This window comes from Longicatena sp. 210702-DFI.1.196 (assembly GCF_020563125.1).
GTDB classification, from domain to species: Bacteria; Bacillota_I; Bacilli_A; order Erysipelotrichales; family Erysipelotrichaceae; genus Longicatena; species Longicatena caecimuris.
Genome location: NZ_JAJCPX010000013.1, coordinates 21,412 through 46,239, shown reverse-complemented (window position 1 = coordinate 46,239; position 24,828 = coordinate 21,412). Strand labels below are relative to the sequence as shown.

The following is a 24,828-nucleotide window of genomic DNA, read 5'->3' as shown; positions in this document are numbered from 1 at the left end:
CGAAATATGCTATAATTGGCAGTACCTGCTTGCTAGATGAGGTAAGATATTATCCAAAACCATGCAAGCATATGAGTGTAAAAGAGAGGATGAGGCTGTGTGCATTCCTTGATCATTGCAGAGAAGCCGGAATTAGGAAGAGCAATCGCTAAGGCCATTGATGGACCAAGTAAAGAAGTGCGAGGAGTCATCGTCAAAAAGAATGTGACGATTACTTGGGCATATGGTCATTTATTGCGTCTTTGTGAACCAGATGAGTATGATGCAAAATATAAAAAATGGCGTAAAGAAGATCTGCCGATTTGTTTTGAAAACTGGAAGCTGGTTCCTGATGGCAATAAGAAAGAGCGCGTCATGCAGATCATGGCATTGATAGAGCAATGTGATCAAATCATTCATGCAGGTGACCCGGATGATGAAGGACAATTTCTAATCGATGAAATTTTACAATATGCGCAAAATACGAAGCCTGTTAAGCGGGTATATATCAATGATAATACTCCGGCGAATATAAAAAAAGCCTTCCATGAGCTTATTGATAATGATGAAAAGCTCATAGCTATAGGGCGTAGTGCCTATGCCAGAGCAGTGGCGGATTATGTGGTGGGTATTAATTATTCGCGTTTATATTCCTTAGCATTAAGACGCAGTGGGATGAGTGTGGGACGTGTGCAAAGTCCTACCCTTGGATTGATTGTGACAAGGGATGAGCAAATTGATAACCATGTAAAACAAAAGTATTATGAGTGGCATGTCGATGGTGCACTATTACATGAAGATGTTCTTATTCCTTTTGTTTTTAAACCGAAATCTGATTTGTTGGATGATGGAAAACATATCTTGCATAAAGAGATATTAGAAGAAATTGCACAACAGGTTCATCAACAGGATGTACAAAAAGTAAAAGTTGAGGAAAAAGAAATGGAAGTGCATCCGCCATTACCTTTTAATCTAGCCAAATTGCAAGCACATATGAATACCAAATATGGTTTTACATTGGCAAAGACAGATCAGATTACACAAACGCTGCGAGATAAATATCAGGCAATCACGTATAACCGCAGTGATTCGCAGTATTTAAAGGAAGAACATTTTACAGAGGCTGATAAAGTATTGCCACATGTTATGGCAAAATTGCAGGAAAGCTATCCGGTAGATTATCAAATTCATTCTGAATGCTTTAATGATAAATATGTTACGGCACATCATGCTATCATTCCTACCATGAGTGATTTTCCTATCCAAGCACTATTGCCTGATGAACGGAAAGTGTATGAAGAAATATGCCGTTATTACATCATGCAATTTTTACCACCAATTAAAAAACGACAAGTGATTGCCAGTATCAAAAGCGAACAAGGGGAATTAAGAGCAGTCAGTACCTTTATCTTAGATGAAGGCTATAAACAGTTCTTTCAGCCGGAAAAAGAAGATGATGGCGATCATGAAGAAACAGACAGTGGCAAGTTTACTTTACCAAAAGGGAATTATGAGGCAGTCTTACAAGAGGATGTCTTTGTGGAAAAAGAAACAAATCCACCAAAACGTTATACTCAAGCAACGTTGATCAAAGACATGACAAGCATCGCAAAGTATGTGAAGGATAAAGAAATTAAGGATATTCTAAAGAAAAAGGATAAAGGGAAAAAAGGCGAAAACGGTTCAATCGGTACGAGTGCTACGCGTTCACAAATTGTGGAAACCTTGTTGAAACGAGGATATGTCGTCATGAAGGGAAAACAAATCTTATCCACACAGCTAGGAAAGGATTTTTATCACCTATTGCCTAACGAAATTAAAACCGCTGATTTAACTGCCAAATGGTGGGTCATTCAAGAAGATATCAAGGAAGGGAAAGCGGATGTGAAAACGCTGGTAGACAGTGTGCTGGAAGCTTTTATCCCCCATCTAAAAGAGGATCTTTCTCATGTAAAGGTGGAGAGTGTGCCTATCGATGACAAACGTGAAGCCGTTGGCATTTGTCCAGTATGCGGAAATAAAATCGTGGAAAATACGAAAGGCTTTGGCTGTGTCAATTATCGCAATGGCTGTAAATTCGCACTTTGGAAAGAGGATCGATTCTTACAGGGGATTGGAAAAACCATGAACAAGGCGATGGCAGAAAAGTTATTAAAAGATAAGTATTGTCTGGTAAAGGTGATGCAAGAAGGAACAGAAAGTATCAAAATCTTGCAACTAGGTATTCGCAATGGCAGAGCTGTATATCGTCTGTTGGATTATCAAAAAACTCAATAGGTAAGAAAAACCAAAAGGGACTTTCAGAAAAACGAGATCATACGGTTTAAACATAAAAAAATCCTTCCATATATCCGATAGGATGGGAAGGATTTTTCTTATGCACATACGTGCGAACAGTCAGTTAGAATACTACTGCTCTTCGTAGTAGCATCCTTCTTCCTGAGAAGGAGGAAAACGTCTGTCCTTTTCAACGTCGATATCACGGTACATTTCGTTGCCATTTGCATCATAGCAAGCATATTTACCAGTTTTTTCGCAGTTCATTCCAGGACGGTATTTCTTTCGTGCCATTTCTAACACCTCCTGCTTGTAGTATGGGATGTTCCTAAAAAGTTATACGAAAACATTGTTTTTTTCGTAAAACTTGATACAATAAAACTGCAAGATGGAGGATGATTATGAAGATACTCGCTAGTGATTATGATGGAACATTGCGTACAGAAGAGCTGGTCGCAGAAAAGGATATTGAGGCAATTGCACGTTTTCGCAAGGCCGGTAATCTGTTTGGTATCGTTACCGGACGCAGCATGGAGTCTTTACAAAAGGAGATCGAGCGTAATGGATTTACGTATGATTTTATCATAACCAACAATGGCGGTGTCATATATGATGGGGATGGTAATTTGTTGGAATGTATGTTTATGGAATATAATCATGCATTGGACATCATCAGTTATATTAAGACTTTAGATTGTGTCTCTTATGTTATTAATGATGGATATCATCGATATAAATTCAGTGTAGATAAAAATCAGATTGATCATAAATATGGAAATATGCCGGATGCTTCTGATGCGGAAGAAACTATTTTAGACCGTGGTAAGATTGCGCAGCTGGTCGTATCTTTGAACGATACGATTCTGGCAGAGGAAATCGCGCATTACATTAATGCGAATTTTAAAGGCTATGCGACAGCTTTTATTAATGTGAATTGTGTAGACATTGTTCCTCATGGGGTATCCAAAGCTGAGGGGTTGTATTATATCGAAGATCATTTCGGGTTAGATCATGATGCTATATATGCAATCGGAGACTCCTTTAACGATTTGCCGATGCTGGAAGAATTTCATGGCAGTACATTGTCACATGCCCGCAGTGTAATCAAAGAACAAATTGGTGTCGTGTATGATAGTGTTGCGGATTGTATTAATGAAATAATGAAAGAGATGTAGTTTGATAGGATCCCTCTAAAGTAGACAACGGAAATAAATAAACGTTGTTTATGAAAGGTGGGATCTTTTTTTATTTCAGGAAAGGAGCAGGGTTTGCTTCTGGTAAAATCTGTTTATAAAACGAAAAAAGATAGAAGTGTGGGGCAAAATCTTGACGCTTTTTGTATGGGAGTGTTTGATTCTATGCTATAATAATACATACGAGAGGAGTGTTTTTCTCATGAGCTATTTCACACTGAATAATCTATGGGTATTGATCAGACAATTGGCTGATATTGCCTGCGTCTGGGCATTGGTATACTATTGTTTGAAAATCGTTAAGAATAATTCTAGAACCATTCAGATCTTTAAAGGTATTCTATTGGTTATCATTGTTAAGGCCATTGCCACTTATCTGGAATTAAATACGATAGCTGCTATGACAACATCCATCATGAATTGGGGAGTGCCTGCAATTATCATCATCTTCCAACCGGAGATTCGTAGTATTCTGGAGAAAATTGGTAAGACCAGCGTCTTTTCACGTATCTCCACGTTGACAGTGAATGAACGTGAAAATTTAGTGGATGAGCTAGTTAAAGCATGTGCGGAGATGTCTAAGACCAAGACCGGCGCTTTAATTTCGATAGAACAAGGACATTCGTTAAGTGATTTCATTAAAACCGGAACACCGATGAATTCCGTCGTGTCCAGTGAGTTATTATGCTCCATCTTTCAATATGGCACGCCGCTGCATGATGGTGCCGTCATTATCCAAGGGGTAAAGATTGCCTGCGCTGCTGCCTATTTCCCACCGACTTCCAGAGAACTGCCTACCAGTTATGGAGCACGTCATCGCGCTGCTGTTGGTATTAGTGAAATTACCGATTCCATCACGATCATCGTCAGTGAAGAGACCGGGAATATTTCGATTGCCCAAGAAGGAAAACTTACGGTGTATTCGGAAGCAAGTTTGCGGGAATTCTTGATGAATATCTTAGGCACACAAAGCAATGTGAAGGAAAAAGAAGAAAGCAGTGTGAAAAAGAAAGAAAGCAAACCGGACAACAAGCTGCCTGCCGGTAAGAAACAAGGGGTTTTTGCACATTATTTCAAAGGAAAGAATCGACGGGCAAAAAACAATGTTGAAACAGCTAATAAATATACGAAGAAAAAGAAGGATAAACAAGCACCGGTCCATGAACAGGATGTGGTGATCGTAGAAAACAGTAAGGAAAAGATTGAAATAGAAGATCTTGCTGTAAAACAGGATGCACCATTAGATCAACTATTTGAAACAATTGTTGATACGGATACCGTGACGGATAAAAAAGACATGGAAGAGGAAACCAAAGAGGTTATTGATAAGACATCTATGATGGAAGAGACTTTGATGGAACCGGTAAAGAAAAAGCGTAAACGTCGTACCAAGGCGCAAATAGAAGCGGATAAAGCAAAAGAAAATCGTAAGAAAGAGGAAAGTCAAGATAATAAGAAGCAGAAGAAAGAAACAAAGAAAAAGAAAGAAGATTTGAAGCTGTCACATGATGATACAGAAAACCATAGTAAAGTAAATCCATTAAGTAGTATGGGTATGGCCGATGATCTTTTTAATGATGTCATTGAACCTGAGGCAATCGTATTGCATTATGAAAAAGCAGATGAAGAAGATGATTCCTCCTTACAGAATGATGATGAAAGGAGTGATTCTTAATGGCAAAGAAGAAAAAAAGAACACAGCTAAGCTCAGAAGGAAAGACAGAGTTAGCCAAGGCGATTGCTGAAAAGTCCCAAACTTTTGCGAAAACATATGCCAATGTGGAAATTCGTTTAAGCCGTGTCTTTCGCTGGATTAGCGGTTGGGTAGATAAATTATTATTTAATCAGAAGCATGGCAAGATTGTTGCTTTAATGGTTGCTGTTTTGTTTTATTTCGGGATGAGTTCTGATAATAGTGGATTGTTTGAAAATATGAAGAGTGCGGAAACCTTAGGAGAGTATAAGGTAAGTGCGGTCGTATCCAATCAAGCTTATGAAGTCACTGGTTTGGATGAGATGGTAAAGGTGCGTATCATTGGGGATATCAGTGATATCAAAAGTGTGAAACAACAGAAAAATTTCCGTGTCGTTGCGAATTTGACGGATCTTACGGAAGGAACACATGAAGTAAAATATACGACAGAGGGTGCACCAAGTCGTGTTGAAGTAGTATTGGAACCGAGCAATGGCATCGTGACCATCAAGAAAAAATCAATTCGCAGTTTTACGTTAGGATATGATTTTGTGAATCGTTCGAATATGGACAGTATCTACGATTTAGGCGAACCAGAATTAGAGCAGGGCGAAGTTCATGTTCGGGCATCTGCGGAAACTTTAGATTCGATTGCTTATGTCAAAGCTTTGATTGATGTTAAGAAAAATTACACAAGTGATTTTACGACCGAAGCGACGATAGCTGCATATGATGATAAAGGAAATAAGATGGATGTAGATATTATTCCGGATAAGATGAATGCGCATGTCAAAGTCAGCAAGCCCAATAAGCGCGTAAGCTTAAGCATTGTGCCAAATGGTGTAATACCGGCAAATAAAGCGATTGAATCGTATAAATTAAATCATGATAAGGTTACAGTATACGCAAAACAAAGTGTATTGGATCAGATTGAAGTATTACCGATCACGATACCGGCATCTACACTGACCAGCAATCGTGACTTCCCGATGCCGATCGTTCCTCCTAATGGAGTGACAAAAATCAGTGAAAGCGTTGTAAATATATCTGTGAAATTGGCAGATAAAAAAGAACGTGTCATGAATAAAGTACCAATCAAAATCGAAAATGGCATGGATGGTTTTACCTTTGCGTTGGCAAATGGTACACAGCAAAATGCAAGTGTGACTATTTCCGGGGCAAAAAAGGTCATTGATAAAGTTAAGATCGAGGATCTGCATGTTTATGTAGATGTCAGTAAGATTGATAAGGCAGGTACGTATGAGCAACCACTTATTGTAGAAGGCAAAAACAAACTGGCGACGTATGCAGTGAAAAATGCGACAGTAACAATTGCGGTGAAAGAAAAGTAAAAGGAAGGAATGACATTATGGGAAAATATTTTGGAACCGATGGTGCACGTGGACGCGCCAATGATACACTCACTTTGGATATGGCAGTGCGCATCGGACAGTATCTGGGATGGTATTATGGAAAAAAGCGCCATGCAAAAATCTTGATTGGGAAAGATACACGCCTTAGCAGTGATATGTTTGAAATGGGATTAGCAGCTGGTGCAACTTCCACAGGAGCAAACGTATATCTATTAGGGGTATGTCCTACCCCTTCCGTTTCGTATTTGGTACAAAAGGAGCATTTTGATTGTGGTATCATGGTCAGTGCTTCCCATAACCCTTATCATGATAATGGGATCAAGCTCTTTAACCACGAAGGGTGCAAAATGAATCCAGAAATCGAAGTAGAAGTCGAACGTTATATCGATGGTGAAATCATGATTGACTTGGCGCATGAAGATAAAATAGGAAAAGTTTTGGAATGGGATGAAGGATTAGAATTATATGAATCTCATTTAAAAGATATCGTACCTTTAGATTTGAACGGCATGCGCATTGCCTTGGATCTGGCAAATGGTTCAGCAACTAGCTGTGCAGCAGAAACATTAACCGCATTAGGCGCTACGGTAGAGGTTATTCATTCAGCTCCTAATGGTGTGAATATCAATACCAAATGTGGTTCTACACATCCGGAAGAATTACAGCAGATGATGAAGGATGGCGATTACCATGTGGGATTTGCCTTTGATGGAGATGCCGATCGTTTGATTGCGGTAAATGAGGATGGCGAACTTATCAACGGTGATTATACGATGTATATCTGTGGCTGTTATATGCATGAAAAAGGGCAGTTACATGAGGATGTCGTAGTTACTACGGTTATGAGCAATCTTGGTTTATATCATGCGTTTGATAAAAAGGGCATTCGTTATGAACAAACGGCAGTCGGTGATAAATATGTGTTTGAATGCATGCGGGAACATGACTATTCAATCGGTGGTGAACAAAGTGGACATATCATTTTCTATGAACATGAAAACACCGGAGATGGTTTGTTTACCGCATTAAAGCTGCTGGAAGTAATGAAGGCAACAGGAAAGTCATTAAAACAGCTGAGCGAAGGGTTGTTTATATATCCGCAATTATTGATTAATACGGTGGTAAAGAATAAACAGGCTGCTTTAGAAGATAAAGAATTGCAGGCACAAGTAGATGCTGTTGCCCAGGAATTAGGCGATAATGGCAGAATTTTGGTAAGACCAAGTGGAACAGAGCCATTGATTCGTGTTATGGTAGAAGCTGAAACAGATGAACTTTGTGCATCTTATGTAAATCGTGTGATTGATTTTATCAAAGAAAAACAATTATAAGAATACTTCGGGGTGTTAAAAAAAGCACCCTTTTTATATTTGTAATGTGTTTGTGATAGTATGTTTGAAATTCATTTATTGTAAGCTTGATTAGCATCTAGCAAAGCAAGATTTGTCCATGATAACAATTTTATGCGATTACCAAAATTTTCCAATTTAGATTGACGAATGCCCAAAAATACGTTATAAATAAAAAGAAGAAAGATTATATTTCTGGAAATTAAAAGTAACTTCATTCGTACAAAAAGGTATACGATTTTGTATGTTCAAAAAACTATAGAATAACAAGTTATTTCGTATGAAAATACAGAAAAAAACAAAAAAAAACACCAAAATACGCAATCTTGGTGTATATTTATAAAAGCATACGATATCGTATACGATTTTGTATATATTCTTTAATGTAATGGCACAAAAAGGTTTACTTCATCGTTTGTAAAACGTGAGAAAGGAGACGCTTTATGAGTAAGAATATTAAAAAATTGCTATTAGGTTTTTGTTCTTTTCTATTATTAGCAGATGTCTGTGCGATGACTCATTTTACAAAAGTTGATGTACTTTATGCCAGTGAGACAGAAGATGTTAACACCACGACCTCTATGATCTATCAATGGAGTTGGCCAAAGGATGTAAATATCGTTAAAACGGAAAAGCAAGATTGGGAATTGCCTGTGTCAGGGGCAAGTCAAAAGAATCCGATATCACACCGTCAGTTACTGACGTTGCTGCCTTCTGAAATTCTTGTACATGAGAATGGTGGACAAAAACCACTTAAAATAGCATGGGATGTAACCGAGATACCAGAACCTATCTGGACAGGAAACTATGTTATTTCAGCGACGATTGTTGATCCAACGTATCATTTATCAGAAGAAGCCGCAGAATTGTCCTGTACTGTTTGTTTTCAAGAAACCGACATCGCGTTGCAATCGCTGGCAGATCATACGATTAAGGGAATTAGCCCATCAAGTACAAAAATTGATCTGTTTGATTATTGGATAACGAATGAAAATGATCCCGATAATATATTTAAAGAGGAATATCGTTTATATGGCATCAATGGCTTTAAAGGTGTAGATGTTGGTGTTCGTCATGGATTGCTATTTGGAATCGGCTCGAATTATGGTTGGGCAAATACAACGGATAGTTCCTCTACCCCGAAACAAGGAATTGTTGAAAATGTCTTATATAAAAATGGGAATACCAATAAGGATGGATACCCTAGATTAAAAAGTTCTAGCTTAAGTGGTGACAAGGATAGCACAAATAGTAATATTTTTGTACAAGACTTTGATATACTTGATTATTTATTTGACCCTGCCAATCTAAATAATAATATTTTTACAGGTGGAAAAAAATCATATGAAAATGTGAAAGGATTATTGCAAATCGATAAAGATGGTTATTATTCATACAATAGTGATGAAAACTTTGCCGAGCTTAATAAACAACAAAAAACCTTTACGTTATATGATACGCCAGCTATGAAAGAGAATAAAGGCTTATCAGGTGGGCAATTTTTTCCACTCAATAGTGCATCGGATATGTTTCAAGAAACGAATGGGAAACTATCTTCAAAAATCTTATCTGAAGTAGATGCAAAACTAAATCATTATTTTGGGCTTACCATGACGACATCCTTTGTGCAACAAAAAGGAGGTACAAACAGAGGGAAACCTGTGACATATAGCTTTATGGGAGATGATGATGTATGGGTGTTTATCGATGGTGTACTTGTTGGGGATGTTGGTGGCTGTCATGCGGCAACGAATTTAGATATTAATTTCCAAACAGGTGAGGTTAGAGTCTATGGAAATATAGGTACCAATTTTGATAAAAGAACAACAATCAAAGCAGCTTTTGAAGCAGCAGGAAAAGCAACCACTACCGGCTTTAGTGGCAATACATTTGCGGATGATACCATACATACTTTGAAATTTTTCTACTTAGAAAGAGGACATGCACAAGCAAATTTACGTTTACGATATAATTTAATACCTAAAACAGAAACTTCTCTTATAAAAACGGACGAAAATGGCAAAGCGTTAGAAAATGCTACTTTCTCCTTGTATCAAGCAGATGCTTCCTATCAGACATTAAATGAAGTCAGCAAAATTATTACAGATAAAAATGGATATGCGGCATTTATGGATGATGAAGGCAATCCAATCACATTAGAAAGCTTAAAAAACATTAGCAATTACTTTGTCTTAAAAGAGTCAGGAACGCCGCAAGGATATCGCCAAACGAAGGATATACAATTGCAATTCGTAAAAGCCGGCAGTAACTATGCATTAAAGGTGAACAATCAATGGAATAGTGGTGCATTTGCAAGAACAAACATAGCTCCTACTTTTAATTTGAAGACGATAAAGAAGATAGATGGCAGTTCCTTGAATTATGATAGTACGTATATAACATTATCTTCCGGTATCATATTTGCTGTCGTTATGAAAAACGATAATGGTGTGTGGAAACCGGTGTATGGAAACGATGCGGATGGATGGAAAGTAGCAAAAGATGGTAGTTTTACTTCCTTAAAAACAGCTATCCGTAAAAATCCTAATGTGCTAGTTGAAAAAGGAATGACAGGGGAAAATAGAAAAAATATTCCGCTGCCGGGAAATATCAATGCGTATGATTTTGCCGGTGGTTCCGATTTTAAAATTGCATATTATTATAGTATGGAAAGTAGTGTTGATGAAATAAATTATACATATGAAATAGATGAATTAGATGTGGCGACCGGTTATTCTTATACATATGGAGCTACACTCCAGATTACTGATGTTGCGGATACCCTACTTGTTCAAAAACTTGATGCTGCTCAAGAGCCATTGACGGGAGCAGAATTTGCGATGTATGAAGAAAGTGGTCTAAACGTTAAGGAAGATGGAACCTATACGATCAATAGTGGAGCGAAAGTTTTGCAAACAGTCACCACGAAAAATCTTACAGAAGCATTGGATGGTGTGACATTACGCGGAGGTGCGAAGTTTGCCGTTTCTGCGGGAACATATTATATCATCGAAACCAAAGCACCGGCTGGCTATGTGAAAAATGATCTCGCCGTGAAGGTGGTTGTCGATACGAATGGAGTATCGGTAAATGCGAATAGAGAAAACGATGGGATCTATGTGAAAAAAGGCATCGATTCTTTGTATAGCAGCATGCTGCAATATGCCGATGCAGATGGTATCGATGCTACTTTGCATGGTCTAAAGATGCAATTAGAAACAACCGATAATTTAGATGGCACATGGAACAAACAACCCGATAGTACGCATTTGCAATATACAGCAACTGGTTATGATAGCATCACAGGAAAAGCGTATCTAGGAACAGATGTGGGATGGAGCCGTTTAAATCTGCAGCAATGTTTGGAACATGACAGCGCCTCGGTAAATGCAAACAAACAAAAATTAAATAGCACAAATGTTGCAGGTTCATTTAAAGATCAGACAATTGTGCAGGTTACCAATCAGAAAGTATCTTCACTTGAAATTAAAAAACAAGTGGATGGCGAAGCGACGTCAAGTGCCTTTACATTTAAGATCAAACTCACAGAGCCTAAAGCACAAAGCTATACAGCTGAAATTTATAATGCTTCTGGAAATCTAATTCAGACAATGACAATCGACAAAGAAGCAACTTTCTCTTTAAAGGATAAAGAAACATTGCGAATACCTACTATGAACTATCAGACAAGCTATGAGATTGCCGAAATCAATATTCCTGCTTCTTATGACGTATCAGTGCAAGTAAATCAAGGCGAAGTTAAAAAACAGACGTCAATCAACGGAACGATTGCGTATGGAGAAAATTTAGTTGTTTTTACAAATACGGTTCATAGTAAAGCAGACTTTCGGTTTATAAAAACGACAAATAAGCAAGTGCCATTAGCAGGAGCAGGTTTTGTACTTTATGAATTGAATTGCACAGAGGATACACATGATCATGCGAATGAAAAGATATCGGTTGATCAATATGGACAGCTAAAAGATACTACCGAAAAATGCTGGAAGAAGTTTGCCGATACGAATTCGGTTGCCGCAACGGGAGAAGTGCTATTTCATGACTTAAACACGCAATTGGAATATCGTTTGATAGAGTATAAAGCTCCTAGCGGCTATTTACAACCGGATGGGCAATGGAAATTATCCTATGATACACAAACAAAGAAATTTATCGTGAACGGAATTGTTGGTTCAGTGACAGGTACTCCTGCCTTTGAAAAAATAAATATGTCTTCAGCAGACTATCGTTTGCCGAATTATCAGCCTAATGATTTGCCTTCCACAGGGCATGGCGGAAATACAATCGCTTATGTAATAGGAGGTATTCTTCTAATGCTTGGAGGTTTTGGGATGTACCGTTATCGAACCAGAAGGGAGGGAGGCTAAAAACAAATTTATGTTTTAGATCATACAAATTATTCAGAAAGGAAAGGTAAGGAATGATGAAAACGAAATTTACAAAAATGATGGCAATATTTGTTATGTTACTCATGATTGTGCCAATTGGCTACGGTAATGTAAAAGCTGCTATTACGCCATCTTCAACAGCTATGATTACTGTTTCAGGTATAAAAGGTGATACGAATGTTGAATTATATAAGGTTATCGGTGTGGATGTAGATAGTACAACCAATACACCAAAGAATCCTATGTATTTATGGCATCCGGATGTTATGGAATGGGTAAAAGCATATGATAATGCCCATGGTACAAATTACATAGCGAAAACTGGTGATATCCATAATGCTGTAACGGATGAATTTAACGGTTCTATGGATACTGCAAAACAGGATGAATTCTGGCAGACCATGGCAAAAGATATTAGAAATGGTACTTTAGATTTAGGGGTAACCGCATCGCAAAAATCAGATGGTAGTGTAGCATTTCCGAATTCTAACATGGGGGGATATCTTGTGTTAGCTACACCAGAGCCATCCGCACCGGGAAAATATTCTTCTCGTATTTATAAGCCAACTACAGCGATTTTAACCCCAACGTTTGACAATGGAGTTTGGAATCTGAAAAACACTACCGTATCTTTAAAGTCTTCAGATGGTACGATTGATAAAACAATTGATGATGAGACAGTTGAAGTGGGGCAGAAGCTTACGTATACGATCAGTGCCACGATCCCTGCTTATACACCAGATGTTGAAAACAGATATGTCAATGTTGGCGATAAATTTCCAGAAGGTTTGACATATAACAAGGATGTAAAAGTATATGCAGATGAAGCTTGCACAACGCAGCTTACAACAGGGTTTACAAAATATGAAACGCCAACTGCAGATGCAACTTTCTCAGTACGTTTTGAGGATGCTTTCGTAGCTGCCCATGGTGGAGAAATGGTATATTTGAGATATACGGGAACAGTGAATAAGAATGTTGAATATGCCTTGATTAATAATGCCTTTGTGAATGGTCCTTTCAATTATGGAGGCAGTACTCAGGTCGTAGCACGCTCTTATGGATTTATCTTACATAAGGTCGGAGAAAATAATGCGAATCTGCAAGGTGCAGAATTTGAAGTAAAGAAAAAGAATGGAAGCGAGGCATTATCCTTTATCAAAATGGCAGATGGTGAATACCGTTTAGCAGAAGCTTCTGAAACAGGAAAAACAACAGTATTAACAACTGGGGCTTCCGGTACGCTGCAGGTGGAAGGAATCGCAACAGGTGAATTTATCTTAAAAGAAACAAAGGCACCAAATGGCGGCTATGTGCTTCCTAATGGTGAAATCACGCTTACGTTGATTGACAGTGAACCAAACGGTATGTTGGATGCTGGCTCTGGTGTTACTAAGACCGGTTCTATCCAATTAGGTGAAGAAGTGAAAATCAATGATATTATTTTAGAATTTACGGTCATAAATGGAAAAGGCTTTGATTTGCCAGTGACAGGTGGTATGGGCACCATGTTGTTTACCATCTTAGGATTGGGATTAATGATTGGGGCTGCTACGCTTGTGATCACGATGCGAAAAAAAGAAAGTAACCTTCATTAAGCTTTTTAAGGTTTTATCTGAATGAAGAGAAAAAGATGGAACCGTGTTTATTTCCTGGCACCTGTGATATTGTTTATTACAGGTGCTGCCATTTTTCTATATCCCGCTATTAGCAATTACATCGCAGAAAAAAAGCAATGGAATGTTATACAGACCTATGATGCGAAAATGAATACTGCAAGTAAAGAGGAAATAGAAAAAGAATGGGAAAAAGCTAAGATATATAATGAGAATTTAATAGGACAACCTGTACATGATCCCTTTGTTTTAGGGAGCGGTTTTGTCTTACCGAACAATTATGAAGATGTTTTGCGGCTTAGCGAAGATGGTGTCATGTGTTATCTTCGTATACCAAAATTGAATGTTCATATGCCGATTTATCATGGAACGGCAGAAAAGGTATTGCGTAAGGGAGGCGGCCATCTGGAAATGACATCTCTTCCGATTGGAGGAAAAGGGAACCATGCGATGATATGCGCTCATCGAGGCTTACCTAGTGCCGAATTATTCTCACGCTTGGATGAATTGAAAAAACATGATCTGTTTTATATCCATGTACTGGATCAGGTGCATGCATATGAAGTTGATGATATTCAAATAATCAAACCTGAGGATATGAAGTACATTCATTTTGAGAGTAAAAAAGATCTGATCACATTAATGACTTGTACGCCCTATGGCGTAAATACACATCGCTTATTGGTAAGGGGAAGGCGTATTGCGTATAAAAATGAGCAAGAAAAGGAAATTAGGATAGAAAATAATTGGAAATTGGAATATGTGATTGTATTTGTCGGTGGTATTGCTTTCTTCGCATTAAAAAAAGGATATCGGGCATATGAAAAAAAGAAACATTAACTATTTAACAGCTTTTTTAGCCATCTTGCTATGTATCGGCGGCTTTGCTTTGTTGTTATATCCTGATATGAAACATCTATCTTTTCGCATGGAAACTAGACAATGTCTGGATAGCTTTGAAGCGAATAAAAAGCTTATTACGAAAAATATGTATTTGAAAGTAGAACGTTATAATAAGCAAATTTATGAAGAAAAACAGATTGGACTGAAGGATGCTTGGAGTTATGAGGAAAACATCTTTTCGAAAGAGATGGCAAGCCTTCCTATGAATGTATTTGGCTATCTTGAAATACCACGCATGAAGATTAAGCTGCCTTTGTACATCGGTGCCAGCAAAGAGCATCTCGCCAAAGGCGCTGCAATCCTGTCGCAAACGAGTATGCCGATAGGTGGCGAAAATACAAATAGCGTTATTGCTGCACATCGGGGTGGATATGCTGGAGCATCTATGTTTCGCGATATAGAAAAATTAAAGATCAATGATGATATTCATATCACCAATCCTTGGCGTACATTAACGTATACGGTAAGGAAAATTGTTGTCATCTTTCCCAAAGATATTGATGCGGTAAAGATTGTAGATTCTAGCGATATGGTGACGCTTATCACCTGTCATCCTTATCCGAACAATACCCAGCGTTATGTCGTGTACTGTGAAAGAAAAGGGGAGCATAAAGGAACTATTAAACAACGTAGTGAGGTATATGAAACAAGTCAAGAATGGATTCAAAAAGAACAGATTTTTCATACGATGAGTATGCTAGGTGGTTTTGTAATCTTCTTATTGTTATGTGCTAAACGAAAAGGATGTATTTCAATAAAAAAGCATAGAACGAAGGAGAGTAGAGGAGGTAAGAGATGGTAAGAAAATGGAAACGAATACTTTTTGCTATGTTATTGCTTTTTTTTTTTTCTACTATGGATCATATCGCTTTTGCGAAAAGTGAGGAACCAACCACTAAGAACATGGCAACAGATGGACAGAAACATGCGATAGTAAAGCAAAAGGATGGAGAAGATGATACAGATAAAAACGTGGCTGTTGCTGAACCACGAGGTGTTTCCTCCTTTGTACGTATTCGAGAGATTTATTATCCTTCCTGGTTAGGCAATTGGAGTACGGTCATGGGAACCATTGACGGGAAACTTGCATATTGTCTGGAGGCAAGTAAAAATACACCTCCTAATGGTAATTATGAGACGACGGTAGTGAATAATGATAATCTCTTAAAAGTTTTATATTATGCCTATGGGGGTGCGGGACAATCTGTATTCCTTACGGAAACGGAAGATATTGCTTATCTTTACACCCATATTTTGGCATCCTATGCTTATAGTGGTGATTTGTATGGGGGACATGGATTTGATTGGTGGGATCAGCATGGTATTGGATTAAGAGGCGTATATAATCTAATTACTAGCTATCCATCACCAAATATCTTGCAGTTTAATACGGATACCTTGCAAGCTACCTATGATCCAAACAGCAAAATACAACGAACCAATACGATTACGCTGCAAGCGGTAAGCAAAGTTGCTGTATATATTCCATTAGAAGATGGGGTAACACTTCATAACACAACAACAGGGCAAACACAGACGGGTGGAACCGGAACGGTATATGGTGGACAGAGTTTTTATTTAGAGACTAAGCGCATAGATTTAGAAAATAAACAGTATAAAAATTTGAAGGGCGAAAATTTATACCGATATGCACCACTTGCTTTTTCGCCTGGTGGAAATAATCAGACCGAAGGAACGATTACGGTTACGGATTCTGTATCGCTAAATCTAAATGTAAATTGGATAAAGCCTTATGAAACATGGGATTTAAAAAAGATTGATGATACAGGGAAACCAATAGCAAATGCGACCTATTCATTGTATGTCGCAGATAGTTCCTATGCGATTCAGCAGGATACACCTGTATTTATAGGCATCACCGATACAAAAGGTAACATTAGCGTAGATCCTAACGTGAATACCGATCTAACCTTAGCCGCTTTACGTGCCAAAAGTAAGTATTATGTATTAAAAGAAGAACAGGCTCCTGCTGGTTATCAAAAAGCAGCGGATGTACATCTAGCACTTATCGGTGATACAGATCATCCATATTTTATTGTGAAGAACCAATGGGAAAGTGGTGCTATCACACAAGTGAAACAAAAGATCCGTTTTAACAAGAACAGCGAAATTGATAATAACAAGGCGCAATACCCGAATGTGGCTGCTTTTATTGAAGATACGGATACAGGAAGGTTGCTCTATCAAACAACATCAAAAACATGGAAAAGTACCAGTACACAGGGCGAAGATAAGTACGCAGAGGCATATCAGGCTAATCCAATAGTATTATCCTTAGGTGCAGATAATACGTATGAGGCAATCATGGATTTGCCATATAATTACACCAGCACGAATATGGTATGGGAAGTCATGCCAACACCACCACCTCTTCCACGATATGATACTTACATACGACTTTGTGATCATGCGGGCAATTGTTTGAATGGCTTTTCCAAATTGCCAGATGAGGTACACTATTCCTCTACTATTGTCTTAACAAACAAAAGAAACCAATTCAGTGTTGAAAAAGTTAATGTGGATGGCAAAGCATTAGCCGATGCTCAATTCACGCTTTATGACCAAGACAATATTAAGAATGAAAATGGTACGATCACAATTGTTAAGGATATCCCTTATGAGCAGCAAACAACAGATGCGAAGGGACAGGCCTGCTTTGGAGCGCAAAATCAGCCTTTGTTAAGTGGAAGAACATATTATTTGAAGGAGACGAAAGCTCCGCTAGGCTATGATTTGAATGAAGAAATCGTTGAAATCAAGGTAACGGATCAAGGCGTGTTTGCGAATGCAAAAAAACAAGATGATGGAATTCTTGTGAAAAAGCATATAAAAAATGTCATCGCAAGCTTTCTACCTTATGCGCAAGCAGATGATATCGATACGACACTTCAAGATATGAAAATGCAATTATCAACCGCAGATACATTTACGGGTACGTATATAAAACAACCGCAAATCACGAATTTGAAATATCACGCTAACAATACTGATGGGATTTATGATGTAGAGAGTGGTCCATCCTTTTTACAAACGGATAGCGGTTGGGGAAAACTACAGGTAGAACAACGTTATAGCGGCACAGATACTATGTACAAATTTAACTTGAATGGTAAAAATGTAGCAGGTCTTTTTATGGAACAAACCGTTATACAAGTAATGGATCAAAAAGCGACATCTTTAGAAATTGAAAAACAGGTAATCGGTGATAATCAAAATGAAACGTTTAAGTTTACAGTCATGTTCCAAGATGCCGTTTCAAAGAAATATAGCGCTACAATATATAATGCCGATGGTTCTAAGCAAAAAGAAATTACCACTTCTTATGGTATTTTAAATGCCGAATTAAAGCATAAAGAAAAGCTGGTCTTTCCTTCGATTGATGTTAATGAGAAATATTTTATTCAGGAAACACTGGATTCAGAACAAAGTAATAACTATAACGTATCCATAAAGGTGAATGATGAAACGATATATTATGATAATAAAATCAATGGTGTAATTGAAAAGGGCGAAAATCATGTGGTATTTATGAATACGATAAAGAAGACAGCTGATTTTACCTTTACCAAAACGACAATGAATGATGTCCCCTTAGCAAATGCAAGTTTTGGCATTTATGAATTGAACTGTACAAGCACTTCTCATGATCATACAAATGAGCAATTAAAGGTCGATAACAATGGTAATTTGATTTCCTCATCTGCTTGCTGGAAGGCTAAGAAACGTGTGATTTCAGCAGGCGATGGAAATGTGACATTTTCGGAACTCTCCATAGATAAAGAATATCGGTTGATGGAATACAAAGCACCGAGTGGATACTTATTGCCGGAAGGATCGTGGAAGTTATGCTATGATGCACAAGAAAAAGAATTTAAAGTAACGGGAATCGTGGGGAATGTCACGGGTACTCCAGCCTTTAAGAAAGAATCTTCCACAGCATCTTATCATTTGCCCAATTATCAACAGCAGACCATACCAGATACCGGATTTACAGGAACAAACCATTATCTTCTTTGGGGCGGTATGTTGATGCTACTAGGATTTGGGTGGAGACAATGGCAAAGGGAAAGAAAGCATCTGTAAGTATAGAAAAAAAAACACATCATTTATATCTGGTGAATGAAAGGGGCATTCACCTTGGGGTGATGTGGTATTTTGAAGTTTTCGGTAAATAGGGAAAATAGGATAAAAAAAACGAGTTTTTTTATGTTTTATGCTTTTGGCTATTTGATTTATAGGAAAAACCATAAAAACTGATGTTATTTTATGTGAAACTTAAGGGACATTTCAAAATCCCTTTTTTTTTCACATAATTTGGTCTAAAATAAAGGAAAGAGGTGAAGTCTTATGAAAAAAGTAATTTGTGTGGTCGAAGATGAAAAAGCAATCAACGACCTAGTGAATCAATATTTAAAAAAAGAAGGCTATGAGGTTCGTTCCTATTATACGTATGAAGAGGCCAGTGCCCATGTCGGTGACGATGATGTACACTTATGGATCTTGGATATCATGCTGGATGATAAGAGCGGGTTTGACTTAATTGAAGAAATCCGTTTACAGGGAAAAGATATCCCAGTTATTTTTATGTCAGCACGTGATAAAGAATTTGACCGTATCATTGGATTGGAAAAAGGAAGTGATGATTATATCACAAAACCTTTTTCACCAAAGGAATTGGTTTTACGTGTGAACAATGTGATGAAGCGCGTCTATCGTAATGATAATAACCGCATCATGGTAGATGGGTATGAACTTGATGAAGAACAACGCAAGGTTTTTGACGGTGGAAAAGAAATTGATTTAACCACTAAGGAATTTGATTTGTTGATGATGTTTATTAAAAATAAAGGTATGGCATTTAACCGTGAAGCCATCTTAACGAATGTATGGGAAGAAAACTATTATGGAAGTGATCGTGTCGTTGATGATACGCTGCGTCGCTTGCGTAAGAAACTGCCGAATCTGAACATTCATACGATTTATGGCTATGGTTATCGTTTAGGCTAATGAAACGCTTTAATGAATTCATTAAACAGCTGTCTTTAACACAACAGCTGTTTGCGCTGATTTTCTTTTTCGTTACTTTTTTTGCGGTCTTCTTCTTTGTATATGTCAATGGCAGTGTTAATAACGCAATTAAAGAACAGATATTTAAATCGCTAGATGATACACAAAGTACTTTGATCAGTGCAAATGCAACGCTGGATGCGTACAGCAATGCCAGTAATATTGAAAATTATCCGGTCATGATCAAAAATGGTGATACCCCTATCTTAATTGCCCCGGCAGAAAAAAATATTGATACAAACAGTCGGGAATGGGAACAGATTCGCAATGATTTGCTTAAGGTCATGCGAGGAAATTTGGAAAAATATCATGGAATCTTTAAGAATGCCAGCAATGATCTGGATTCTTATTACAGTGTTTTGCGCATCACAGATAAACAGTATTTGATTTCTAAAACCTATAGCGATAATATGGATAAGCTGGAAAATGTTTTAGTAAACAGTGTTGTCTATATCACGGTAATCGTCGTTGGTTTCTTCTTTATCGTATTAATGATGTGGGTCATTACGCTCATTCATCCATTGAATCAGATACGTAATTATATTGAACGTGTGAAACTGGGAAAAGATGCCGAGCTGCATGTAAATCGCAAGGATGAAATCGGGGAATTGGCGGATGCTCTGGTCAGCATGCGAGATGAGTTATTGCGTCAGGAAAAGACGAAAGAAGAAATGATTCACAATATATCACATGACTTAAAGACACCGATTGCGACGATTAAATCTTATGGAGAAAGTATCAAGGATGGTATTTATCCATACGATACCTTGGAGAAAAGTGTTGATGTTATCATTGAAAATGCGGATCGTTTAGAGGCAAAAGTACATTCCTTGTTGTTCATGAATCGTGTTGAATATCTGATTTCACAGGATTGTGAAGGTATTTCCAGCAATATGCAGGAAATCGTGGAAACAGTTGTGCAAAATACCAAATTCATAAAGCCGGAAATCACCATTCAGACAGATTTAGAAGAAGTGTGGTTTGATGGATTGGCCGAACCTTGGCGCGTTGCCGTGGAAAACATTTTAGAAAATGCATTGCGTTATGCGAAAACGACCATCGATATTCACTTGAGTGAAGAAGAAGGTTTGACGATTGCCAATGATGGTCCATGTATGGATGAAGATCGTATCAAAGTACTCTTTAAACCATATGAAAAAGGACAAGGCGGTAAGTTTGGCTTAGGATTAAGTATCGTATCCAAAGTTGTTAACGCGAATCATTATGAGGTATGTGGAGAAAATACAGCCGATGGTGTTATTTTCCGTATTAATAAACCCAAAACAGAAACTAAAAAAGGACGATAATTATTTGTTTGTGTGAAAATAAACTCTGTGAGCACGATATGTTCATAGAGTTTTTTTCGTATGGATAAGAAAATATTGTCTAAACATGTTCCTTTTTTCATATACTGAAACGAATGGAGGATGTGTATGTGTAGGATTCATAATTGTAAGTTAAATGTCACCGTAAAAGGAGAAGGGCAGGGCATTCTCCTCTTACATGGATGGGGCCAAAATGCCTATATGATGAAATTTCTCCAAGATCATTTATGTGAGCACTATAAAGTTGTCAATTTAGACTTACCGGGGTTTGGTGAAAGTGAAGAACCCGATCATGCTTGGGGCCTCAAGGAATATGCGAGTGCCATGCATGAGCTATGTGATTACTATGAAATAAATCAACCGATCATTATTGCCCATTCCTTTGGCGCCCGCATTGCATTTCATTATGCATTGCAATATCCGCTTCTGGCAATGATCTTAACCGGAGCTGCCGGCATACGTAAAAAACATGGGATTTCTTATTATATCCGTGTGTATAGTTATAAGTTCATGAAAAAATGGCATCGTCAGATACAAATGGGCAGTGTTGATTATCAACAGGCTAGTGATATCATGCGCAGTGTGCTGGTAAAAAGTGTGAATGATGATATTACACCGGAATTAGCGAAGATAAAAGTTGAAACGCTTTTAGTATGGGGGGAACAAGATGAACAAACGCCTTTATGGATGGGAAAAATGATGGAAACATTGATGCCGCATGCGACCCTTGTGACATTAGCCAAAGATGATCACTTTGCATACTTTCATCAAAGTCTTCGCTTTAAGGCTATTGTGGATGCTTTTCTGGAGGGCATCTCATGAAAACCTTCATGCTATGTAGTTATCTGTTTTTTGTGCTTGTGCCCTTGAAAAAAAGTCTGCATATGTTCCAGCAAAATCGCTATCGTAATGATCGCTATCTGCCATGGCTGAAACAACAGTTATATGTGCTGCGCAAACATTTGGTGAAGACAGTATTGTTGCTTTTTTTGATATATGGTTTATTTTTTGTTTCAAATGATCAATTTCCCCAGCTGTTATTAAGCATGTTGCTATTGATATATGGTTACTTGATGTGGCGCAAAGAAGAACAAAGTGAATATCGCAAGCCGTTGGTATTTACGCCAAGAGCAAAACGGTTATATGGGATGCAACTTTTCCTGATGTTTGTGATTTTATGGGTATTGCAACAGTATGGCAATATCTTTTGGCAGATTTTCTTTACGCCATACCTTTACTTTTTGCCATGGGTGCTTCTTCTTGTATCGGCATGTATCATGTTACCTGTCGAGCGCTTTATCCAACAGTCTTATATGCAGAAAGCAGCGAAAAAACTGCGGGATCATGAAAATCTTTGTATCATAGGTATTACAGGAAGTTATGGGAAAACAAGTGTGAAAAATGTATTGTACCAGCTGATGAAAGAAGATTGGTATGCCTTGGCGACTCCACAGTCCTATAATAATCGCATGGGAATTACAAAGACCATCTTGGAATATCTACAGCCACTGCATGAGCTGTTTCTATGCGAAATGGGAGCCGATCATGTTCATGAGATTGAAGAGCTGATGAAGTTTGTCAGACCCCAATATGGTATTGTAATAGCCGTTGGCCAACAGCATTTGGCCACGTTTCATAGTATGGAAAACATTTTGCATGAAAAAATGCAGATGATTGAGCAATTAGGCAGACAGGGAATAGGATTTTTAAATGCGGATAATGAATGGATACGTTCTTATCCATTACGTGTTCATTGCCGTGTCATCTGGTTTGGTAAGGATATGTTAGCAGATTATCGGTATGGAAATGTTTCTTATGATGAAGAAGGCAGCCGTTTTACCATTACGCATAAGGCCATTGCTCATGTTTTTCATACCCGTTTGTTAGGGGAACATAATCTGATGAATATCACTTGTGGGGTTGCGGTTGCACATCAATTGGGAATGTCCTGGGATGCTTTGGGTAAGCAATGTGAACAGTTGCCTTATGTAACCCATCGTTTAGAAAAGAAACAGATGGCGGATTATACACTGCTTGATGATGCATATAATGCCAATCCCAAGGGGGCTCGTTATGCGTTGGATGTGTTAAGAGAAATGCCCCAACAGCGTATCATCATTACCCCCGGTCTGATTGACTTGGGATATGCACAGGATAAAGAAAATGAACTGCTGGGAGCTTATATGGCTGCATGTGTAGATGATGTTATATTGGTAGGTCCAACACAGACCGAAAAAATAAAAAAAGGCTTAATCGCTAAGAAGTTTCCGATAGAAAGATTGCATGTCGTAACGAATATTCAAGAAGCCTTTGCCTGTTTACAACAGATTAAAGAAAAGGACGCCTATGTTTTATTAGAAAATGATTTGCCGGACGCTTTTAACCACTAAGCGGATTGCGTAACGCCTATCCTGCTATTGCATAGACTGAAATATGCGAATAGGAAAGGGATGGATGTTATGAAATTAAGTGTTGCCATAGCTTTTGGCGGTGTTTCCGTTGAGCATGAGATCAGTATCCTTTCAGCAATGCAGGCAATTGCGGCTTTTCCAGATGCTTATGAAATCGTACCTTTATATATTGCCAAGGATGGAAGAATGTATAGTGATGCCTCATTTCAAAAAACGGAGGTATTTCAAGATTTAACAAAGGTTACGCAGGAAAATTATGAAGTTCAGCTTGTACGTGAACATCAACGGGTGTTGATGCAATGGAAAAAACATCACTTTTGGAAAACATCTCGCGTAATTGACTTTGTACTGCCGATTTTACATGGGACAAACGGAGAGGATGGAAGCTTTCAAGGCTTTTTAAAGACCTTGCATGTACCGTTTGCGCAGTGTGGTGTATTATCCGGTGCTTTAGGACAAGATAAAGTGGCTATGAAAATGATCCTGCAAGATCAAGGGTTACCTTTAGTACCATGGTTTTATTGGTGGAAACAAGAGCCGTTAGCGGAAGCATTCTTTGCGAAAGCACAGCGTCTTGGCTATCCGATGATCATAAAACCAAGCAATCTTGGCAGTAGTATTGGGATTGCGGTAGTACAAAATGCGCAGGAATTAAAGAAAGCGATGGAAGAGGGATTTCAATATGATGATAAGATCGTCATTGAAAAGGTGATCACCCCATTAAGAGAAATAAACGCATCTGTGTTAGGGGATATGGAAGATGCCAAATGCAGTGTCCTAGAAGAAGTTGTAAAACAGGATACGATTTTATCCTTTCAGGACAAATATGAAGGACATGCGAAAAGTAAAGGAATGGCTGGTACCAATCGACGCGTACCGGCTTCCTTAGAAAAAGAAGAAGCGCAAGAAATCACGTCCTATGCATTGGCAAGCTTTCAAGCGCTGCAGGCGGAAGGGGTTGTCCGTATTGACTTTTTGATGAATGCGGATACGAAAGATATTTATGTCAATGAGATTAATTCTATTCCGGGTTCTTTAGCGTATTATTTATGGGAAGCCAGTGGTCTGACTTTTACAAAACTGTTAGAGGAACTGATCCAGTTAGGTATGAAACGTTGGCGTAGAGAAGAAAAGCGCATTGTGAGCTTTGATACAAATGTATTACAATTGCAGGCAAAAGGGGGCAGTAAACAATTGTAAAAAAAAACAGATGGT

Annotated in this window: 16 protein-coding genes; 15 read left to right on the top strand and 1 reads right to left on the bottom strand. The window is 38.1% G+C overall.

Features of this window, described 5'->3' with window-relative positions:
- The first annotated feature begins 99 nt into the window (after positions 1 to 99).
- On the top strand, positions 100 to 2,256 hold the full coding sequence (locus tag LI241_RS07400; RefSeq protein WP_117548136.1) for a DNA topoisomerase: 2,157 nt from the start codon (positions 100 to 102) through the stop codon (positions 2,254 to 2,256).
- Between the two features lie 132 nt (positions 2,257 to 2,388).
- Here the strand turns inward: LI241_RS07400 and LI241_RS07395 are convergent, their stop codons facing one another.
- Positions 2,389 to 2,550 (bottom strand): hypothetical protein, encoded by a 162-nt coding sequence (locus tag LI241_RS07395; protein ID WP_008687137.1) that lies wholly within the window; start codon positions 2,548 to 2,550, stop codon positions 2,389 to 2,391.
- Positions 2,551 to 2,657: 107 nt separating this feature from the next.
- Between LI241_RS07395 and LI241_RS07390 the strand changes: the two genes are divergently transcribed.
- From LI241_RS07390 to LI241_RS07325, 14 genes are all read left to right on the top strand, one after another.
- Positions 2,658 to 3,431 (top strand): HAD-IIB family hydrolase, encoded by a 774-nt coding sequence (locus LI241_RS07390; RefSeq protein ID WP_008687138.1) that lies wholly within the window; start codon positions 2,658 to 2,660, stop codon positions 3,429 to 3,431.
- Between the two features lie 220 nt (positions 3,432 to 3,651).
- The gene (cdaA, locus tag LI241_RS07385; RefSeq protein WP_120136378.1) at positions 3,652 to 5,124 is read left to right on the top strand and encodes a diadenylate cyclase CdaA; all 1,473 of its coding nucleotides are present in this window, start codon (positions 3,652 to 3,654) and stop codon (positions 5,122 to 5,124) included.
- Positions 5,124 to 6,494 carry a YbbR-like domain-containing protein gene (locus tag LI241_RS07380; RefSeq protein ID WP_008687140.1) on the top strand — a complete coding sequence of 457 codons (1,371 nt, stop codon included), beginning with the start codon at positions 5,124 to 5,126 and terminating at the stop codon, positions 6,492 to 6,494. Before cdaA ends, LI241_RS07380 begins: the two co-directional genes overlap by 1 nt.
- 17 nt (positions 6,495 to 6,511) lie before the next feature.
- Complete coding sequence (gene glmM, locus LI241_RS07375) at positions 6,512 to 7,846, top strand: phosphoglucosamine mutase (RefSeq protein WP_008687141.1); 1,335 nt, start codon at positions 6,512 to 6,514, stop codon at positions 7,844 to 7,846.
- A gap of 461 nt (positions 7,847 to 8,307) precedes the next feature.
- On the top strand, positions 8,308 to 12,249 hold the full coding sequence (locus LI241_RS07370) for a SpaA isopeptide-forming pilin-related protein (protein ID WP_227151302.1): 3,942 nt from the start codon (positions 8,308 to 8,310) through the stop codon (positions 12,247 to 12,249).
- A 53-nt stretch (positions 12,250 to 12,302) separates the two neighbouring features.
- Positions 12,303 to 13,868 (top strand): SpaH/EbpB family LPXTG-anchored major pilin, encoded by a 1,566-nt coding sequence (locus LI241_RS07365; protein WP_117548142.1) that lies wholly within the window; start codon positions 12,303 to 12,305, stop codon positions 13,866 to 13,868.
- 21 nt (positions 13,869 to 13,889) lie between these two features.
- Entirely contained in the window at positions 13,890 to 14,726 is an 837-nt protein-coding gene (locus LI241_RS07360; protein WP_117548144.1) for a class C sortase, read from the top strand.
- Complete coding sequence (locus LI241_RS07355) at positions 14,707 to 15,591, top strand: class C sortase (protein WP_117548146.1); 885 nt, start codon at positions 14,707 to 14,709, stop codon at positions 15,589 to 15,591. Before LI241_RS07360 ends, LI241_RS07355 begins: the two co-directional genes overlap by 20 nt.
- A complete protein-coding gene (locus LI241_RS07350) occupies positions 15,585 to 18,893 on the top strand; it encodes a thioester domain-containing protein (RefSeq protein ID WP_227151303.1) in 3,309 nt (1,102 codons plus the stop codon). Before LI241_RS07355 ends, LI241_RS07350 begins: the two co-directional genes overlap by 7 nt.
- A gap of 264 nt (positions 18,894 to 19,157) precedes the next feature.
- Complete coding sequence (locus tag LI241_RS07345) at positions 19,158 to 19,817, top strand: response regulator transcription factor (RefSeq protein WP_008687150.1); 660 nt, start codon at positions 19,158 to 19,160, stop codon at positions 19,815 to 19,817.
- The gene (locus LI241_RS07340) at positions 19,817 to 21,184 is read left to right on the top strand and encodes a HAMP domain-containing sensor histidine kinase (protein ID WP_117548150.1); all 1,368 of its coding nucleotides are present in this window, start codon (positions 19,817 to 19,819) and stop codon (positions 21,182 to 21,184) included. Before LI241_RS07345 ends, LI241_RS07340 begins: the two co-directional genes overlap by 1 nt.
- Positions 21,185 to 21,310: 126 nt before the next feature.
- Positions 21,311 to 22,024, top strand: a complete 714-nt coding sequence (locus LI241_RS07335; protein WP_117548151.1) for an alpha/beta fold hydrolase — start codon at positions 21,311 to 21,313, stop codon at positions 22,022 to 22,024.
- The gene (locus LI241_RS07330; protein ID WP_117548153.1) at positions 22,021 to 23,592 is read left to right on the top strand and encodes a UDP-N-acetylmuramoyl-tripeptide--D-alanyl-D-alanine ligase; all 1,572 of its coding nucleotides are present in this window, start codon (positions 22,021 to 22,023) and stop codon (positions 23,590 to 23,592) included. Before LI241_RS07335 ends, LI241_RS07330 begins: the two co-directional genes overlap by 4 nt.
- Positions 23,593 to 23,661: 69 nt before the next feature.
- A complete protein-coding gene (locus LI241_RS07325; RefSeq protein ID WP_227151304.1) occupies positions 23,662 to 24,813 on the top strand; it encodes a D-alanine--D-alanine ligase family protein in 1,152 nt (383 codons plus the stop codon).
- Positions 24,814 to 24,828 lie beyond the last annotated feature (15 nt).

Excerpts from the sequence above, each read along its gene's own strand:
- LI241_RS07395 (WP_008687137.1), bottom strand. The coding sequence starts at position 2,550 with ATGGCACGAAAGAAATACCGTCCTGGAATGAACTGCGAAAAAACTGGT.
- LI241_RS07390 (WP_008687138.1), top strand. The coding sequence starts at position 2,658 with ATGAAGATACTCGCTAGTGATTATGATGGAACATTGCGTACAGAAGAG.
- cdaA (WP_120136378.1), top strand. The coding sequence starts at position 3,652 with ATGAGCTATTTCACACTGAATAATCTATGGGTATTGATCAGACAATTG.
- LI241_RS07380 (WP_008687140.1), top strand. The coding sequence starts at position 5,124 with ATGGCAAAGAAGAAAAAAAGAACACAGCTAAGCTCAGAAGGAAAGACA.
- glmM (WP_008687141.1), top strand. The coding sequence starts at position 6,512 with ATGGGAAAATATTTTGGAACCGATGGTGCACGTGGACGCGCCAATGAT.
- LI241_RS07370 (WP_227151302.1), top strand. The coding sequence starts at position 8,308 with ATGAGTAAGAATATTAAAAAATTGCTATTAGGTTTTTGTTCTTTTCTA.
- LI241_RS07365 (WP_117548142.1), top strand. The coding sequence starts at position 12,303 with ATGATGAAAACGAAATTTACAAAAATGATGGCAATATTTGTTATGTTA.
- LI241_RS07360 (WP_117548144.1), top strand. The coding sequence starts at position 13,890 with ATGAAGAGAAAAAGATGGAACCGTGTTTATTTCCTGGCACCTGTGATA.
- LI241_RS07355 (WP_117548146.1), top strand. The coding sequence starts at position 14,707 with ATGAAAAAAAGAAACATTAACTATTTAACAGCTTTTTTAGCCATCTTG.
- LI241_RS07350 (WP_227151303.1), top strand. The coding sequence starts at position 15,585 with ATGGTAAGAAAATGGAAACGAATACTTTTTGCTATGTTATTGCTTTTT.
- LI241_RS07345 (WP_008687150.1), top strand. The coding sequence starts at position 19,158 with ATGAAAAAAGTAATTTGTGTGGTCGAAGATGAAAAAGCAATCAACGAC.
- LI241_RS07340 (WP_117548150.1), top strand. The coding sequence starts at position 19,817 with ATGAAACGCTTTAATGAATTCATTAAACAGCTGTCTTTAACACAACAG.
- LI241_RS07335 (WP_117548151.1), top strand. The coding sequence starts at position 21,311 with ATGTGTAGGATTCATAATTGTAAGTTAAATGTCACCGTAAAAGGAGAA.
- LI241_RS07330 (WP_117548153.1), top strand. The coding sequence starts at position 22,021 with ATGAAAACCTTCATGCTATGTAGTTATCTGTTTTTTGTGCTTGTGCCC.
- LI241_RS07325 (WP_227151304.1), top strand. The coding sequence starts at position 23,662 with ATGAAATTAAGTGTTGCCATAGCTTTTGGCGGTGTTTCCGTTGAGCAT.